The 16,517-nt window shown below is 64.8% G+C and carries 10 protein-coding genes; 4 read left to right on the top strand and 6 right to left on the bottom strand.

Annotated elements, in window-relative coordinates; translation table 11 throughout:
- The first annotated feature begins 178 nt into the window (after positions 1-178).
- Positions 179-4,444, top strand: a complete 4,266-nt coding sequence (locus J3E61_RS00205) for a VCBS domain-containing protein (RefSeq protein ID WP_210082176.1) — start codon at positions 179-181, stop codon at positions 4,442-4,444.
- Here J3E61_RS00205 and J3E61_RS00200 read toward each other — a convergent pair.
- The gene (locus J3E61_RS00200) at positions 4,441-5,538 is read right to left on the bottom strand and encodes an alcohol dehydrogenase catalytic domain-containing protein (RefSeq protein WP_192726544.1); all 1,098 of its coding nucleotides are present in this window, start codon (positions 5,536-5,538) and stop codon (positions 4,441-4,443) included. The genes J3E61_RS00205 and J3E61_RS00200 overlap by 4 nt on opposite strands.
- 98 nt (positions 5,539-5,636) lie before the next feature.
- Here J3E61_RS00200 and J3E61_RS00195 point away from each other — a divergent pair, with 98 nt between their 5' ends.
- Positions 5,637-6,527 carry a LysR family transcriptional regulator gene (locus J3E61_RS00195; protein WP_210082175.1) on the top strand — a complete coding sequence of 297 codons (891 nt, stop codon included), beginning with the start codon at positions 5,637-5,639 and terminating at the stop codon, positions 6,525-6,527.
- Here the strand turns inward: J3E61_RS00195 and J3E61_RS00190 are convergent.
- The gene (locus tag J3E61_RS00190) at positions 6,513-6,959 is read right to left on the bottom strand and encodes a hypothetical protein (RefSeq protein ID WP_192726542.1); all 447 of its coding nucleotides are present in this window, start codon (positions 6,957-6,959) and stop codon (positions 6,513-6,515) included. The genes J3E61_RS00195 and J3E61_RS00190 overlap by 15 nt on opposite strands.
- 287 nt (positions 6,960-7,246) lie before the next feature.
- A complete protein-coding gene (locus J3E61_RS00185) occupies positions 7,247-8,146 on the bottom strand; it encodes an AraC family transcriptional regulator (protein WP_210082174.1) in 900 nt (299 codons plus the stop codon).
- A 160-nt stretch (positions 8,147-8,306) separates the two neighbouring features.
- Between J3E61_RS00185 and J3E61_RS00180 the strand changes: the two genes are divergently transcribed.
- Complete coding sequence (locus J3E61_RS00180; RefSeq protein WP_210082173.1) at positions 8,307-9,389, top strand: aldo/keto reductase; 1,083 nt, start codon at positions 8,307-8,309, stop codon at positions 9,387-9,389.
- A gap of 3 nt (positions 9,390-9,392) precedes the next feature.
- Here the strand turns inward: J3E61_RS00180 and J3E61_RS00175 are convergent, their stop codons facing one another.
- Both J3E61_RS00175 and J3E61_RS00170 read right to left on the bottom strand, forming a co-directional pair.
- Entirely contained in the window at positions 9,393-9,785 is a 393-nt protein-coding gene (locus tag J3E61_RS00175) for a hypothetical protein (RefSeq protein WP_192726539.1), read from the bottom strand.
- A 334-nt stretch (positions 9,786-10,119) separates the two neighbouring features.
- Positions 10,120-10,494, bottom strand: a complete 375-nt coding sequence (locus tag J3E61_RS00170) for a hypothetical protein (protein WP_192726538.1) — start codon at positions 10,492-10,494, stop codon at positions 10,120-10,122.
- 527 nt (positions 10,495-11,021) lie between these two features.
- On the opposite strand from J3E61_RS00170, the gene J3E61_RS00165 reads away from it, so the two are divergent.
- A complete protein-coding gene (locus J3E61_RS00165) occupies positions 11,022-15,248 on the top strand; it encodes a VCBS domain-containing protein (protein ID WP_210082172.1) in 4,227 nt (1,408 codons plus the stop codon).
- Here J3E61_RS00165 and J3E61_RS00160 read toward each other — a convergent pair.
- On the bottom strand, positions 15,245-16,513 hold the full coding sequence (locus tag J3E61_RS00160; protein ID WP_210082171.1) for an amidohydrolase: 1,269 nt from the start codon (positions 16,511-16,513) through the stop codon (positions 15,245-15,247). The genes J3E61_RS00165 and J3E61_RS00160 overlap by 4 nt on opposite strands.
- Positions 16,514-16,517: the final 4 nt, after the last annotated feature.

The raw sequence follows: 16,517 nt of genomic DNA, 5'->3' as shown, positions 1-16,517 counted from the left end.
CGTCGGTAGACAGCTGGACCAAGTTTCAGCAAATTCTGATCAAAGTCAGTTCTGGATGCATTTGAGCCACTAGAGTTGGTGCGGCCACCAGAGAAAAGGGGACCGGGTGACCGGTCGGGCGTTTGCCGTCTGACCTGTGCCCGATGAGATCTCTGGGGTATTAGGGGAGGTCGGGGGAATGGGCTATGCCAAGTATGTCGGACGCATCGGTGCGCTGGCGGTTGTGCTGGGAGTAGGGACTGCCGTCGCGGAGCCGGTCGGAATCGCTTGGGCGGCTCCCGTCGAATCCGGTACCGAAGTTAATGATTCCGCAAATAATAACGCTGACGACAACACAGTCGGTGGTGGGGCCACGCCTGCGGCTGACGGCGAGCAGGACCAGAACGACCAGGACGCCTCCGGAGGGCTGGAATCCGCCGCGCCAGATGGCGCCGGGGCCGGCGAGCAGTCCGAGCAGAAACCGACATCGTCGGCGACCGACGAGGTCGCACCTGGCGTAACAGTGTCGAGTTCCGGCGGAGCGCACACCTCCAAACCGGATAACTTGCGGACGGGTCACAAGACGGCGAAGCCTCGGCCTGTCGCCCGGTCACTGAGCGGCAAGAAGGTCGTCGCCGCAGCGGCGACCGCGCAAACCAACACGACGAAGGCCGACGACGCCACACCGAAGGCGACGGCTGCGCCCGTTGCTCCGGTCGCCGTGACCGCGGCAACTGTCGATCTCAAGCCGATGACAGCCGTTGCCACACAGCCTGTTCCGCCGAAAACCACCGTGTCTCCTGTCACTGCCGTGCTCAGCAGGGTGGTGGCGCCGATACTGTCATCGATCCTCGGGGCGATTCCGCGCATTCCGGTGGAGTCACCGCTGGCGTGGATCTTCGCTGCGGCGGCGCGGCGTCAGATCGGTGTGGCAGAGCCGCTGACGACGCAGGCGACCACCTTTGCCCTCACCACCGCCCAGGTCGAGAACCAGGCTCCGACGGTCGATGTCGTTTTCGACACGCCCGTTTCGTCGACCGGCGCAATCAGCGGTCAAGTCGTCGGCACCGATCCCGAGGGGCAGCCCGTGACTTATGCGCTCACGGCAGCGCCGACGAGCGGAACATTGGTATTCGACAGCAGCACAGCGAAATTCACCTACACGCCGACCACTTCGCAGCGGATAGGCGCCGGCGCCACGTCCACTGCGGACACCATCCCGATGACGGTCACGGTGTCCGACGGCACGAACAGCGTGCCCGCAGTCGTCGACATCCCTGTCACCCCGCTGCCAGTCGCGAAGCTGGCCGAGATCGGCGTAGTGAACGACGCTCACGCGGTGGTCGCCACGGCCACCCGCGCCTACGTGACCAACCGGTCTGCCGGCACGGTGACGGTGATCGACACCACTACCAACAACGTGATCGGCACCATCGCGGTCGGACCGACGCCGGATGCATTGGCGATCAAACCCGACGGCACGAAGCTCTACGTCTCGAGCCTCGACAACAACACCGTCACCGTCGTCGACCCGAACACCAAGGCCATAGTCAAGACCATCACAGTTGCCAAACCGACTGCGATGGCGATCAATTCGAGCGGGAGCGTCTTGTACGTCACCAGCCGCGACACCGGCACGGTAACGAAGATAACCACGTCGACAAATACCGTCTCCGGCACCGTGTCGCTTCCCGCCGGATCGCTGCCCACCGGCATCGTCGTCAGCCCCGACAAGACGAAGATCTATGTCATCAGCAACAAGGCCAGCGGCGGCGGCACGGTCGCGGTGTTCGGGTACACCTCTTCCACCGTCACCACGATCGCCAACTTGCCCACTGCTCCAACCAGTTTGGCGGTCAGCCCGGACAACAAGAAGTTGTACGTCAGCTCCGCCGATGGCAAGGTCACCATCTTCGACACGACCACACGCGCCGTCCTGGCCACGCAAACCGTCGCAGGCGTGCCCGCCGGAGTGAACGTGAGCAACGACGGCACTACGCTCTTCGTCACCGACACCGTCGGTCGGGTGGCTGCTCTCGACGCTTCGACAGGATCGCTGCTGACCACCGTCGCCACCCGCACCTCCACCACTGCCATGTCGGTCGCGCCGGGAACGACGCTGAGCCCGGACGGCAGGAAGTTGTACATCACCGATTACGACGCCGACAAGGTCTACGTGGTCGCGATGGTGCCACCCAACACTCCGCCGACGGTCGGCACCCCGATCATCAACGCGCCAAGTGCTACGACAGGCACGCTCACCGGCAAGGTCGTGGTGACCGATCAGGACGGCGATCCGTTGACGTATACGGTGACCGCCAAGCCGACGAAGGGCACACTGACACTCAAAGCCGACGGAACGTTCACCTACACCCCGACCGCAACTGCACGACATGCCGCCGCGGCAGACAATGCGCCGACGTCCGCGCTGTCCGACTCCTTCACGGTGTCGGTGTCCGACGGCCGAGGTGGTGTTGTCACGCCGACCACCACCGTCAGCATCCTGCCTGCCAACAAGGTGCCGACCTATACCCTGTCCACCGGAACACCCAGCAGCGCAACAGGAGTCGTGACAGGCAAGGTCACCGCCTCTGACGGAGACTATGACGTGCGGACCTTCACCGCGAGCACTCCCGCCAAGGGCACCGTCGTGCTCAAGTCGACAACGTCATCGACGACGTTCACCTACACGCCGACGGCCGAAGCGCGCCACGCCGCCGCCAAACTCGGTGCGAGCGCTGCCGACAAGACGGACACGTTCACGGTCACAATCAGCGACGGCCACGGCGGCGTCGTCCCGGTGTCGGTGACGGTCGGGATCAGCCCAACCAACTATGCACCTACCGGAGCCACGGTCAGCGGCTTGTTCACCGACCTCAACGATGGCCGTGTCACCGGCACGGTGGCCGCCACCGACGTGAACAACGACCCGTTGTCTTACAGCTCGACGACACCGACCAAGGGGACGCTGGTCTTCGGCGCCAACGGATCGTTCACCTACACGCCGACGGACGCGGCTCGCGAGGCGGCATCGGCCCCGAATGCCACCACCGCCACGAAGACCGACCCGGTTACCGTCACAATCGCCGACGGATACGGCGGAACCACCACCGTCGCATTGAAACTTGCGGTCGCCCCGTACGGCCACGTGAACTCGGCGCCGACGAATGGTAGCGCGACGGTGGGCGACCCGAACATCGCCATCGGACAGGTGAACGGCACCTTGCTCGCCGACGACCCCGAGCGGGACCTGCTGACCTATTCGTTGGCTACCGGGCCCAGCAAGGGCGTCGTGACCATCGATCCGACAGGGACATTCACATATGTGCCGAATGTCGAAGCAAGGTGGGGCGCAAAGACCACCGAGGGCGTGGACACCGACCAGTTCTCGGTGACAGCCGACGACGGTTACGGCGGGACAACAACATTCACCGTCGCAGTCACCGTTGCGCCACCGTCGACGTCGGCTCTGGCCATCGACCAGCGCGGCACCACAGTGGGGATGAACGCCCAAGAGATGTATGGGTATACGCAATCCCAGACCGACAAGGCGCTCGACCTGTTGAAGGCCGATGGCGTCGACACCATTCGGGTCCTGATTCCGTGGACGGGTGTCGAGGCGTCGAACGATGTCTGGACGTGGTCGGCGGTGGACCGGATGGTCAACTCCGCCAACGCACGTGGCATGTCGGTGATCGGCATACTGAACTCGCCGCCGGATTGGGCGATGGTGCCCGGATCGCCGACGCTTGGTGGTCCGCCCGCCGATCCCGCGGAATACGCCGAGTTCGCCAGCATGGTCGCGACACGTTACGCGGGAAAGGTCGCGGCCTACGAGGTGTGGAACGAGCCGAATTATTACCGGTTCTGGGAACCCACACCGGATCCGGCGGCCTACACCGTGATCCTCAAGGCTGCGTATACCGCGATCAAGGCGGCAGACCCGAATGCCGTTGTGGTAGCCGGTGGTATTGCGGCGGCGCCCGACTCCGGTACCCAGGCCATGGATTCCGTGCGGTTCGTCACCGGGATGTATGAGGCCGGCGCCGCAGGCTATTTCGACGCGCTGTCCTTCCACCCCTACTCCATGACTCTGTTCTCCCAAGGCGGCTCGGTGTCCGGTTCGCCGCTACTGTTGGCCAATCAGATCCACGACGTGATGGTCGCCTACGGCGATGGAAGCAAGAAGATCTGGGCCACGGAGTACGGTCAGTCGTCCCAGCTGGTGACAGAAGCCGGGCAGGCCGCCTACATCGACGACTTCCTGAGCACGTGGCGGAATCTCGACTATGCCGGCCCGGCATACATCCACACCATTCGTGATCTCGCCACATTCGATCTCGCCCAGGGCACCATGGGCGTCTACCACCAGGACTGGACGGAGAAGCCGGCAGTGGACGTCATCGAGTCGATCATCGATGAGAACCAGGCGTTCCTGGCCGGGGGCGGGGGCATCGAACTCTAGGCCGGGCGAGGCTGATTCGGGAGCAGAACGGTCCGGTCAAAGGCGCCCGCGTGTGCCGCCGCGTGAGCGACCGCTTCGTTGGCATCGTCGAGAGAGAACGTCGTCACGCGTTCGTGGTCGAGGTCGAGCACACCGCTGCGGAGCAGCCGAATCATCTGCGCATTGGCCGTTCTCGGGTACATCCACTGACCGCGGACGGTCACCGAGTTCAGCATCAGCCACGGGTAGGGCAGCGCCAGGTCATCGGCGCCGGCCATGCCCACCCCACCCATCAGCACGACCCGTCCGTACTCGCGAACCGTCATTGCCGCTGCCCGAACCGCTGATGCAGGCGCGTTCGGCGGAAGAAGGTCGAGCACGACGTCGATGGGTTCGGGTGAGGCAGCCTGCATCGCGCTTCGGTCGGCCTCCACGTCGCCGGTCAGTTTGACCGTCCGGATCCGGTCGCCGAACCGGGACTCCAAGTCGGCGAGGACCGCTTCGTTTCGCCCGGGGCAGATGACCGTCGCGGCGCCCATCGCCAAGCCGACGGCGACTCCAGCGCTGCCGAAGTTCCCGGTAGCCCCGCTGGCAAGAAGCGTCTCGCCCGGTTGAAAGCCTGCGGCAAGCAGGCCGCCGTAGGGTACAAGCACGATGCCGATCGCGCTCAAGCGCGGGAGATCCGCGATGTCGGCGTCGCCAAGAGGGACAGCGTTTTCGGTCGGGACCACCATCTGCTCGGCGAATGGCCCATCGTGGAAGTAACGCGACAACCGTAATCCGCCTTCGCCGCGCGAAGCCCAGCCCTGCAGCGTGATATCCGGCGTGTGGGCGTCGTCGCGAGACCTCACAGTGGAGTCGCACCAGACTAGGTCGCCCGCGCGCAGGGCGGTTGCATCGGGGCCCGCCGTAACCACCCGACCGATCGCGCCGACACCCGAAATCACTGGTGGCTCAAGGGGATTATTGCGTCCTCCGCTGAATATCTCGGCGGCATAAGGCGGAATGCACGTAGCCAACACGTCCACAAGCACCTCGCCAGTGCCGACCTTCGGGTCAGGTACATCACCGATCACCAGGGGCTTTCCGAATGCCTCGAGTACAGCTGCTTTCATGTCGTTCTCCTTCCCTCGTCATGGCTCAACAGCGACGCTACGAATATTCATGCCATGCGGCGAACGAAACATCGTCATACGTGCTATGACAAAACGTCATGGAGCCTTCACTGACAGGTCTGCGCATTCTTCGTGCGGTCGCGGACAGGGGCAGCTTCACCGCTGCTGCGCGAGAGCTTGGATACACCCAGTCGGCGGTCTCGCGGCAGGTCGCCACCCTGGAACGTGAGGTAGGTGCAATGCTCTTCGAGCGGGCAGGCGGTGTGCGGCTTACCGCTGAGGGCCTGGTCCTCCTCCGGCACGCTCGGGTGATCCTCGACGAAATCGCCACGGCCAAGCGCGAACTGGAAGGAGAGGATGCCAGTGTCCAGGAAGTCCGGCTGGGCGCTTATGTGAGCGCAGGCGCCGTCCTGCTGCCGCGAACTCTGCGCGTCCTGCGTGACGCCCGGCCGGATATCCGGGTGATCACGCGCGAGGGTACGACGCCCGCGCTCGTGCGTGCCCTGCGGGCAGGCACCATCGATCTCGCCGTCGTGGCATCGCGCCCGCCCTATCGGCCTCCCGACTATGAACTGCCGGCACTGGCGACCGTTGTCCTCGACGAGACCACACTCGCCATTGCCGCACCGGCGACCGGTCGGTTCGCCGGTCGCACCACGGTTACGACGGCTGAACTCGAAGGCGTCGACTGGATCGCAAGCCCGACCACTGGAGGCGAGTCACTACTGGGTGTGTGGCCGGGCCTGGCCGGACGGCCGAGAATCAGGCACACCGCCAGGGATTGGCTGACAAAACTCCAGCTGGTCGCCGCTGGTTGCGGGCTGACGACGGTGCCGCCGAACCTGACCGCGGTGCTGCCTGAGGGGATCCGGATACTTCACGTTGAAGACGCCTCGCAGGCCGAGCGACGGAGGACGCTGGTGGCGCGACTGCCGAGCCGGCCGACACCGGCCGTCGCCGCTGTAGTCGACGCCCTACGCACTCGATAGTCCGTCGTAGACCTTCTTGTAGTACGACGACAAGATCCGTGGGCCGACGAACCGCATCATGGTCACCCCGATCGCGGAGGTCAGGCTCTTCGAGGTCTGCTCCCACTCGCCGTGCACTGCGCTGCCGCCCCCGGTTCGGGGTGTCGCGGCCAACTTCATGTATCCGCCCGGCTGGAGCGAGTCGCTGTCGATGATCGTCAATGTGACCGATCCGGGAGTCGACCAGTCGTAGTGCCATGTCGCCCACACCTTCGGGAAGTCCTGCCCCTCACGGATATCGGCGTCGGTCTCACCGAGGCGATACACCTCGAACGCCTTCGCCGACGACGCAGGCCAGCGGTCGATCCGGCGGGCCGAGAAGTCGGTCATCAGTTCGATGACCTGTTCGGGGGTCGCGGTGGTCACGAAGTCGAATTCGAACTTGGCGTGCACGGGCCGAAGGTATCAGCGGTGTCACACGCGCATGGCAAGCTCGCCGGACGATCGGCCGCAGAGGCCGCCGTACGGATGCTGCTGGCCGACTCTTACTGAAGGTGTTTGTGGGGCTGGTGTGACATAACGCCGCGCTACTGCGCCGCCCGGGCCACTTTGATAACCCCTGTAGTGCCCTTTGCGTGTTGAAGTAGGGAAACACCTGATTCCTTGGAGCCCGCTGTTAGCCAAACTGGTTGTTGTGGGACCGGGCCCCGCGCGGGGGAGGCGGGAGCCTGGTTTCACATTCACAGGGATGCGGCCATCGGCCTCTCGACCCGTAAGCGATCTGCGTCCTGCCCTGGCGGTGCGCCGAAGAGGCGCCGATACTCGCGATTGAACTGTGAGGGACTGTCGTAGCCGACGCGATGCCCGACTCCTGCGATGTCTCCTGGGTGCGCGAGCAGTAATGAACGCGCTTGCTGCAGACGGATGCGTTTTTGAAATTGCAAGGGGCTCATGGCTGTTACCGCACGAAAGTGCCGATGAAACGCCGAGACGCTCATCCCGGACAGGCGAGCGAGGTTATCGACTCGCATTGGCTCCGCGTAGTTGTCGCGGATCCAGCCGATCGCGCGGTTGACATGTGACAGGTCGCTGTCGGCCAGGCCGATTTGGCGAACGGTGCCTCCCAGCGGCCCGCCGAGCACCCGCCAGAGGATCTCCTGGGCTATCAGGGGCGCGAGCACTGGCGCGTCCGCGGGTTGATCGAGCAACCGCAGCATCCGCGCCGCGGCGTCGAGCAGTTCAGCGTCCGCCTTGCCCGTCGCGATCGCGGGCGCGGTTGGGCCGCCGCGCGGCCACCGGCTGGACGCCGCTTGCAGCAGCAACGCGGCGATGGCGGCCGGCCGCAGGACCAGAGCCATTCCCAATGCGTGGCCGCTGTCCTCGGTGTCGATCCAGTGGCCGGTAACCGGAAGGTTCGCCGTCACGACAAGGCAATCACCTGCACGGTATTCGTGCATTTGGTCGCCGAGAAGCAGCTGCTTGCCGCCGTGCGCCATGATGACCAGCAGCGGCTCGGTGAGCGAATACTCCGGTGCCGCAACGGTGATCCGCGTCTTTGACAGCAGCAGCCCGTCGATTGGCGTCGTCATGTCCGGCCGGGCATGGGCCGCGATGCGGTCGCGGATCTCGACCAGGCGCATGTCGGACACACCTCACCCAATCATGCGGACCAATCGGCTTGCAACACGATCCGGGCAAGTCAAATAGGATTGTGCAAGGCCTTGCAACTATTGGCCTACCGTCAAGCTGGGGGTCTGCGATGTGATCGATGCGTCCATTTCAACAATCAGGAGCACGATCATGCCACTCGATCACTACGTCACCCTCGGCCGGTCTGGGTTGCGCGTCAGCCCGTTTGCACTCGGCGCGATGACCTTCGGCGAGGATCCTGGCGCCGCCGGCACCAGTGTCGAGGAGTCCGAGAAGATCCTGGAGACCTACCTCGATCGCGGCGGAAACTTCATCGACACCGCGAACTTCTATACCAATGGCCACTCGGAAAAGATCCTTGGCGACTGGTTCGCGGCGCATCCGGGTCGGCGCGAGCACGTCGTCGTCGCATCGAAGTTCTTCGGCAACATGTTTCCCGGCGACCCGAACGGTGGCGGGGCGGGCCGCGGCTCGATCATCGCCCAGTTGCATGAGTCATTGCGCCGCCTCAACACCGACTACGTGGACCTGTATTGGTTGCACAACTGGGACCGGCACACGCCGATCGAGGAGACGATGCGTACTCTCGACGACTTGGTGCGGGCAGGCAAGATCCGCTACATCGGGTTCTCCAACACGCCGGCATGGGTGACTGCGCAAGCGCAAACCACCGCGATGCTGCGGGGTTGGACTTCTCTCATCGCCCTGCAGGTCGAATATTCGCTGCTGGCCCGCACAGTCGAGGGTGAGATCGCGCCGCTGGCCCAACAACAAGGCATGGCGCTGGTTCCGTGGAGCCCGCTGAAAAACGGCTTCCTGTCGGGCAAGTATCGGCGGGGTGCCGACGTGGTCGACTCGGCGCGCGCCGCCTTCGTCGGTGGGCCAACCGACGAAGAGTTCGACGTGATCGACACCGTCAGCGCGATTGCCGACGCCCTCGAAACACCTTCAGCCGCAGTAGCTTTAGCGTGGCTTCTTTCACGGTCGCAGACCGTGGTGCCGATCGTCGGAGCCCGCCGGTTGCACCACCTTGAGAGCAATCTCGCCGCGCTCGACGTGACACTGACTGCCGAGCACCTTCGTGCGCTCGACGCCGTCTCGGCGCCGACGCTCAACTATCCGGCAGAAGTAAACGGGACGATCCGGTCCATGCTGCAGTTCGCGGGGACAACGGTCGACGGTGAACCTTCCACCGTGTATCCGCCCCTCCTCGCAAGCGATATGCGCTACTGACCGTCAGAACGGCGGCGGCGGCAACGGAATCGACGGCGCGGGCGGCAGCGGCACCTCGGGCGGGGGCGGCAGCTGCGGCGGAGGCGGCAGCGGGAGCCCCAGCGGGATCGCGGGCAGACCGAGCGATACCCCGACCGGGACCGTCACCTGCACCGGCGACGGAATGTCGATCGGCGGCGGAGGCGGAACGTCGAACGGTGCCGGAGGCAGATCCAAGTTGTTCAGCGGCCACGGCAGCCCGTTGTCGTGGATGGGTTCGGCCTGTTGTTCGTCGCGCTGGCTCTCGCCTTCGTGGTTGGCGGGATCGGACGCCGCGGTCTGTTCGGTGGCTAGTTCCGGACCGGCCGGATCAGCGCCCGCGATACCGGCGCCGTGGAGCAGTGCGCTCAAGCTCATCGCGCTTCCGACAGTTGCTCCAGCCACGATGAGCCTCAAGTTCAAGATCACTCCTAGGTGTCGACCCGCTCACAATAGGCGTAGAAATGCCGAATGTCGCTGCGACCAAGCCGATTTCGACTTCGGGCGGCGGCGTCAATTATCGCCGGAGTCAACGCGGGCAATGTCCTTCGGGGGCAGCCAACGGGTAGAGACCTTGCTGTCGGCACACCGCCCGTGCACGGTGGCAAAGTAAGCAGTCGTTAGCGACGAACTTCCAAACTGCTGCGCGATCATCGGAATTCTGCAGTCCACCCCTGAGCCTGCCCCCAACGAGGCAGGCTCAGGGCGGAGGCTATGCACAGCGCAGGGGGTGCAACAGGTCGAAAAGTGGTCCGGCACAAGGCCCGACCCAGCTTGGCGGCGGTGCCCAGCCTGGCGGTGGATACCAGCCTGCAGGTGGGGTCCAGTCCGGAGGTGGCGCCCAGCCGATCGGCGGCACCCAACCGGGTGCCGGGTAGCCGTCGTTCCAGCCCGGGCCCCATTCCGGGTGATGCCAGTCGCCCGGGTGCGGTCGACCCGGCCCGTACGGTCCCCAGTCGGTCGCGAAGCCGCCCGCTGCTGCAACGGGAACTGCCGCTGATGCGACGCCAGGTGCGACCAGGGTGGCTGCGATCGACACTCCTGCTGCCGCCACCGCAAGCGCATGTAGCGATGGTCTTCTCAACACGGATCTACTCCCTTCATTACCCAGTGGTGCAATGCATCTCGACGCTAAGTCGATTGGTTGGGAACGCGAACAATGTGCGCTTGAGGAGTGCTGTGACGGGCTGACCACGCTGTGCGAACCTCTGATGTCGTTGAGAATCCCCTGCCAACGCCGTCGTCACCGAGCTTGCTGACAGACGGCGCCGCGACAGCGGGCCCATCGATTACGTTGCGTCTCAACTCGACTAATCGTGTTGCTCAGCAAATCCAGCAAACACGGTACGTTAGTTGGTACAGCAAATTCAGTATGCGTGCGGCGTCGGGAATCAGCATTCCACGGCGCGTTCGCTCGCGCACGGGCCCCACAGCAATTTCATAGCTTCGAGCTGGAGTGTTGACGGTTTCGTTGAATTTTGAGAGATTACTGTCAGGATTTATCGAGCCGTTACGCACAGCTTTGCCCGAACCGAATAGCTTGCGCAGCAAACAGTAGTTTGCCGTGTAGCGGACTCGCGTCCTGACGACTAGCGACGAAAAGGGGCGGTGGCCATGGCTTGCAGCAGGGCGGGGCACAGTAGATACATCGGACGCGTCGGAGCGTTGGCTGTCGCGCTAGGCATCGGGACCGCCATCGCGGCGCCTGCGGGATCGGCGTGGGCAACGCCGACCGAGTCCGACACCTCGACCGCAACGTCGGATTCCAGTGCGGCGACCGCGGATCAACCGTCGAACGCCGAAACTGATTCGAAAACAGCCGAATCCACATCGACCGCCAAGACCACCACCGCGTCGAGCACCGGTGAAGGTGAAGCACATAAGTCCGACACCGCCGAACAGAGCGTGAAAAAGAAGAAGCCGCCGACTGCACGCAAGACCACTCGTGAAACCAGCGGCGCCACCACGCACGTCGACAACCGCAGGGTGAAGCCCGCGAAGGACGCGGAGTCCAAGGCGCCAGCGTCGACCGCTACTTCTGCTGCTGTCCAACAGGATTCGGTGGCCGTCGCCACCACCGCCGCCGCGACGACGTCCCCGGCGACGACGACCACACTCCAGGAGTCCGTGCAGAAGACGGTTGCGTCCCCGGTCGCCGCCGTCGTGCGCAATCTGGTGTCGTCGTTCCTCGGAGCAGTGTCCGGCGGTGTATCGGAGTCACCATTGGCATGGGTGTTCCTGGCCGCGGCGCGACGACAGATAGGCGAAACCGAAGAGACAACCACGACGACGTTGAGCGCGACGACGACGTCCGCCGTCGTGGCGGCTGCTGCGACGAATCAACCGCCCACGGTGTCACCGACGTTCGGCACGCCAGATCCCACGACGGGCACGGTCACCGGTCAGCTGGGAGCGACCGATCCCGAGGGCCAGCCGCTGTCGTACACCGTGAGCAGTGCGCCGAGTTCGGGCACTCTGTCATTAGACAGTGCGACAGGGAATTTCACGTACACCCCGACAACGGCCCAGCGGATAAGCGCGGGACTGACCACCGCCGACGACACCATCGCGATGACAGTCACGGTGTCCGACGGGACCAATGCCGTGGCCTCCGTGATCAACATTCCGGTCGGCGCAGCCGCCATCACCAAGACCGGCGACCTGACCGTAACCGGTGGCGGCGCGGTCGCCACCACCAACAACCGGGCCTACGTCACCAACAAGAGCACCGGCACCGTGACCGTGATCGACACGACGACCAACACCGTCGTCGGCACCATCAACGTCGGCGCGACACCGGACGGCCTGGTGGTGAAACCCGACGGCACTCGGCTCTACGTGTCGAGCACCGACGGCAACACGGTGACCGTGGTGAATACCACGACCAACACGGTGGTGACCACCATCGCCGTGGCCAAACCCACTGCGATGGCGATCAATTCGAGTGGCAGCGTGTTGTACGTCGCCAACTACGACGCCGGTACCGTGACCAAGATCAGCACGACCACCAATGCGGTGTCCGGCGCGGCCGTCACGTTGCCTTCGGGCTCGCATCCGACCGAGATCACGGTCAGCCCCGACAAGACCAAGATCTATGTGCTGAGCGTCATGGCTGACGGTTCGACCGGGCTGTCCGCGTTCGCCTTGTCGTCCTCGTCGGCAACGGCATGGACAAACCTGAGCGGTACGGCGACGGGTGCCGTTGTCAGTCCGGACAACTCGCGGCTGTACATCACCACCAACAACGGAACCAACAGCACGGTTACCGTCGTCAACACCACGACAAAGGCCACAGTCGGCAGTTTCGCGGTCAGCGGTGTGCTCTCGGGCGTCACCGTCAGCAACGACGGCAGCACACTGATCGTCGCAGACACCAAAGGCAAGATCACCACGCTCAATTCGGCAACGGGCGCAACGCTTTCCACGCTGTCGACGCGCTCGGTGACAACAACAATGTCGCAACTGCCCGGCCTCGCGATGAGCCCGGACGGGACGAAATTCGTCCTGACCGATTACGACCTCAATCGAGTCCGCGTGGTGTCATTGACCGCCGTTGCGGGCGGCGGCACCGTCAACCAACCTCCGGTGGCGGCGCCGACGGTTGGCAGTGCAGATCCCACGACGGGTGCGGTGTCGGGAGCGATCAACGGCAGCGACCCGAACGGAGACTCGCTGACCTACACCGTCGCAGGTGCGCCCACGAAGGGCTCGCTGGTCCTCAACGCCGACGGCACGTTCACCTACACGCCGACCGCCACGGCACGCCACGCCGCGGCCACCACCGGCGCGACCACGTCGCTGACCACCGACACCTTCACGGTCACCGTGTCCGACGGCCGACAAGGGACGACGACCGCGACCGTGACGATCAACATCTCGCCGACCAACACCGTCCCGACGGTTCGGTCCACCACCCCGATCGCGAGCAGCACGACCGGCCAGTCGAAGGGCCAGGCGGTCGGCAGCGACGCCGACGGGGACAAGCTGACGTACACGTCGAGCACGCCTGCCAAGGGCACCGTGACGTTCTCGGGCAGCATCTACACCTATACGCCCACCGCCGCGGCGCGGCACGCAGCGGCCAAGGTCGGGGCGACCGCGGCCGACAAGACCGACACGTTCACCATCACCGCCGATGACGGCCACGGCGGCACCGCGACCGTGACGGTCACAGTGTCGATCCCCGGCGCCAACGCCGCACCCACCAGCGGGTCGGCCGCCGTCACCAGCACCAACACCACCACGGGCACGGTCACCGGAAAGGTCACCGCGGTAGACACCGACGGCGACGCATTGACCGTCACCTCCTCGGCGCCCGGCAAGGGAGCGCTGACCATCAACTCCGACGGCACCTTCAGCTACACGCCGACGGCCGCGGCGCGCCTGGCCGCGTCGGCCGCGACCGCCCCGGACTCGGCCAAGGTCGATCCGGTCACCTTCACCATCTCCGATGGCTACGGTGGCACGACGACGGTCGCGTTCTCGCTGCCGGTGACTCCGTACAGCACCGTCAACCAGGCGCCCACCAACGTGCAGACGTCGGTGAACAACCCGACGGTGGCAATCGGTGAGGTGGACGGCACCGTGTCTGCGACCGACCCCGAGGGCGGCGCCCTGAGCTACACCGTCAAGACTGGACCGAATCTGGGCAGCGTGGCCCTGAATGCGACGACAGGCAAGTTCAGTTACACCCCCGACGTTGCGGCCCGGTATCTCGCGGCGGCGACCACAGGCGCGGACACCGATTCGTTCACGGTGAACATCACCGACAACGCGGGCAACACCGTCCAGACGACCGTGACCGTGACCGTGGCACCGCCGGATTCGTCGGCTTCGTCGATCGATCAGCGCGGCACCACCGTCGCGATGAACGTCCAAGAGATGTACTTCTATTCGCAGGCCGACACCGACAAGGCGTTCGACCTGTTGAAGGCCGACGGCGTCACCAGCGTGCGCATGCTGATCCCGTGGGCGGGCGTCGAGGCGACCAACAACACCTACAACTGGACGGCCATCGACAGGATGGTGAATTCCGCTGTCGCACACGATATAACGATCCTCGGTGTGGTGGATTCGACGCCGACGTGGGCCGGCGTCTCCGGCGGAGCACCGTTGTCCGCCGCGCCCGCCGATCCGGCCGAGTTCGCCTCGTTCATGGGAGCGCTCGCCACGCGGTACAAGGGGAAGATCGGTGCCTACGAGATCTGGAACGAGCCGAACGGTTACCAGTTCTGGTCGCCTGCGCCCGACGCCGCGGCGTATACGGCACTGCTGAAGGCGGCCTATCCGGTGATCAAGGCCGCGGACCCGAACGCGGTCGTCATCGCCGCCGGCCTCGGCTCGGTGATCTCCTTCGGCACCCTGACCATCGACCCGGTCACCTACCTTCAGGAGATGTACGACGCTGGGGCACAAGGGTATTTCGACGCAGTCGCCTACCACCCGTACCTGTATTCCAAACTGTTCTCGACGCCCAGCCCCTATGCGAGTGCGCCGATCAATCAGGTCGAAGCGATGCACGCGATCATGGTCGAGTACGGGGACGGCGCCAAGCAGATCTGGGCCACCGAGTACGGCCAGCCCTCCGACTACGTCTCGGAGCAGAACCAGGCCGACTACATCGCCGACTTCCTGCGGACATGGCGCAATTTGTCGTATGCCGGACCCGCGTTCATCGACACCATCAAAGACACCGGCAGCGCCGACGACAATTCGTCGACTCTCGGTGTGTACCACCTGGATTGGACTCCGAAGCTGGCGGTGGCCGTGATCGAGCAGATCATCGAGGAGAACCAAGCCATCATCGCCGAGGAGGAAGCCCAGTCCGCGACCAACCTCTAGAACGCGTTGGGGTCTGCCTGGATCGCGGCCGGAACCGGGTGCTGGTAGAGCCGAGACGCGTTCTCCCAGGTGACCTTTCGGATGATGTCGGCGGGCAGTCCGTTGATCTGCTCGTGGATCGTGCGCTGGGTGTGCGGCCAGGTGGAGTCGCAATGCGGGTAGTCGGCCTCGAGCAGGATGTTGTCCGAACCGATCCGGTCGTGCTGGATGAACGATGACTGATCCTCGACCGCGCAGAACCAGAAGTTGCGCTTCAGCACCTCAGCGGGTGTCAGCGTTTCACCGAGCGCCCGCCACGTGCCGTACATCTCGTGGTAGCTGAGCATGTGGTCGAGTCGATCGAGAAGTCCTGCCACCCAACCGATCCCACCCTCGGAGAGGCAGATCTTGAGGTCGGGATACCGGGTGCAGACGCCCGAATACAGCCAGTCGACGGCTGCCGAGATGGCGTAGGCGAAGAACAGCACACCGACGACGTCGGGTGGGGCGTCGTCGGTCGTCGACGGCGAGGTGCCTGACGAACCGATGTGCAGGTTCACCACTGTCCCGGTGTCGGCGCATGCCGCCAGCATCGGCTCCCAGTATCCGGAGTGGATGGTCGGCAGGCCGAGCAACGCCGGGTTCTCGCTGAATGTGACCGCGTGGTAGCCGCGTTCGGCGTTCTCGTAGATCATCTTCGCGCTGACCTCGGGGTCGAGCAGCCACGGGAGCTGGCAGGGGATGATCCGGTCCGGATAGGAGCCTGCCCACGCTTCGATGTGCCAGTCGTTCCAGGCGCGCACGCATGCCATCGCGAGGTCACGGTCGTTGGTGACCTGCTGCAGTCGCTGCCCTGCGAAGCCGGGCAGGAACGACGGGAAGTTCAGCGACGCGTAGACGCCGTTGAGGTCCATGTCCTTCACGCGTTCGTGGATATCCCAAGCGCCGCGGCGCATTTCGTCGAAGCGGGCCGGTTCGAACCCGTATTCCTCGACCGGGCGGCCCACTACCGCGTTGAAGCCGACGTTCGGCAGCGACTGTCCGTCGTACATCCAGGTCTGTCCGCCGTCGTCGGTGTCGACGACCCGTGGGGCGCGGTCGGCGAACTTCTGCGGCACCCGACCCTCGAAGGTGTCGGGGGGTTCGACGATGTGGTCGTCGACGGAGATCACGGTGTAGAGGCGGTCGGCCCGCTCGGGTTCGGCCAGGAAGGTGACGCTGCGGTCGCCTCCGGTCTTGGCGGTGGTGAAGTTCAGATTCGCCGACATCTCGTCGATCGAGGCCATGGCT

This window comes from Mycobacterium sp. OAE908, from assembly GCF_017872775.1.
In the GTDB taxonomy this organism is placed as follows: Bacteria; Actinomycetota; Actinomycetes; order Mycobacteriales; family Mycobacteriaceae; genus Mycobacterium.
Note: the sequence above shows the minus strand (reverse complement) of the source record. Positions and strands in the feature narration are given on the sequence as shown.

Excerpts from the sequence above, each read along its gene's own strand:
- J3E61_RS00175 (WP_192726539.1), bottom strand. The coding sequence starts at position 9,785 with ATGAGCTTGAGCGCACTGCTCCACGGCGCCGGTATCGCGGGCGCTGAT.
- J3E61_RS00185 (WP_210082174.1), bottom strand. The coding sequence starts at position 8,146 with ATGCGCCTGGTCGAGATCCGCGACCGCATCGCGGCCCATGCCCGGCCG.
- J3E61_RS00165 (WP_210082172.1), top strand. The coding sequence starts at position 11,022 with ATGGCTTGCAGCAGGGCGGGGCACAGTAGATACATCGGACGCGTCGGA.
- J3E61_RS00205 (WP_210082176.1), top strand. The coding sequence starts at position 179 with ATGGGCTATGCCAAGTATGTCGGACGCATCGGTGCGCTGGCGGTTGTG.
- J3E61_RS00180 (WP_210082173.1), top strand. The coding sequence starts at position 8,307 with ATGCCACTCGATCACTACGTCACCCTCGGCCGGTCTGGGTTGCGCGTC.
- J3E61_RS00195 (WP_210082175.1), top strand. The coding sequence starts at position 5,637 with ATGGAGCCTTCACTGACAGGTCTGCGCATTCTTCGTGCGGTCGCGGAC.
- J3E61_RS00200 (WP_192726544.1), bottom strand. The coding sequence starts at position 5,538 with ATGAAAGCAGCTGTACTCGAGGCATTCGGAAAGCCCCTGGTGATCGGT.
- J3E61_RS00160 (WP_210082171.1), bottom strand. The coding sequence starts at position 16,513 with ATGGCCTCGATCGACGAGATGTCGGCGAATCTGAACTTCACCACCGCC.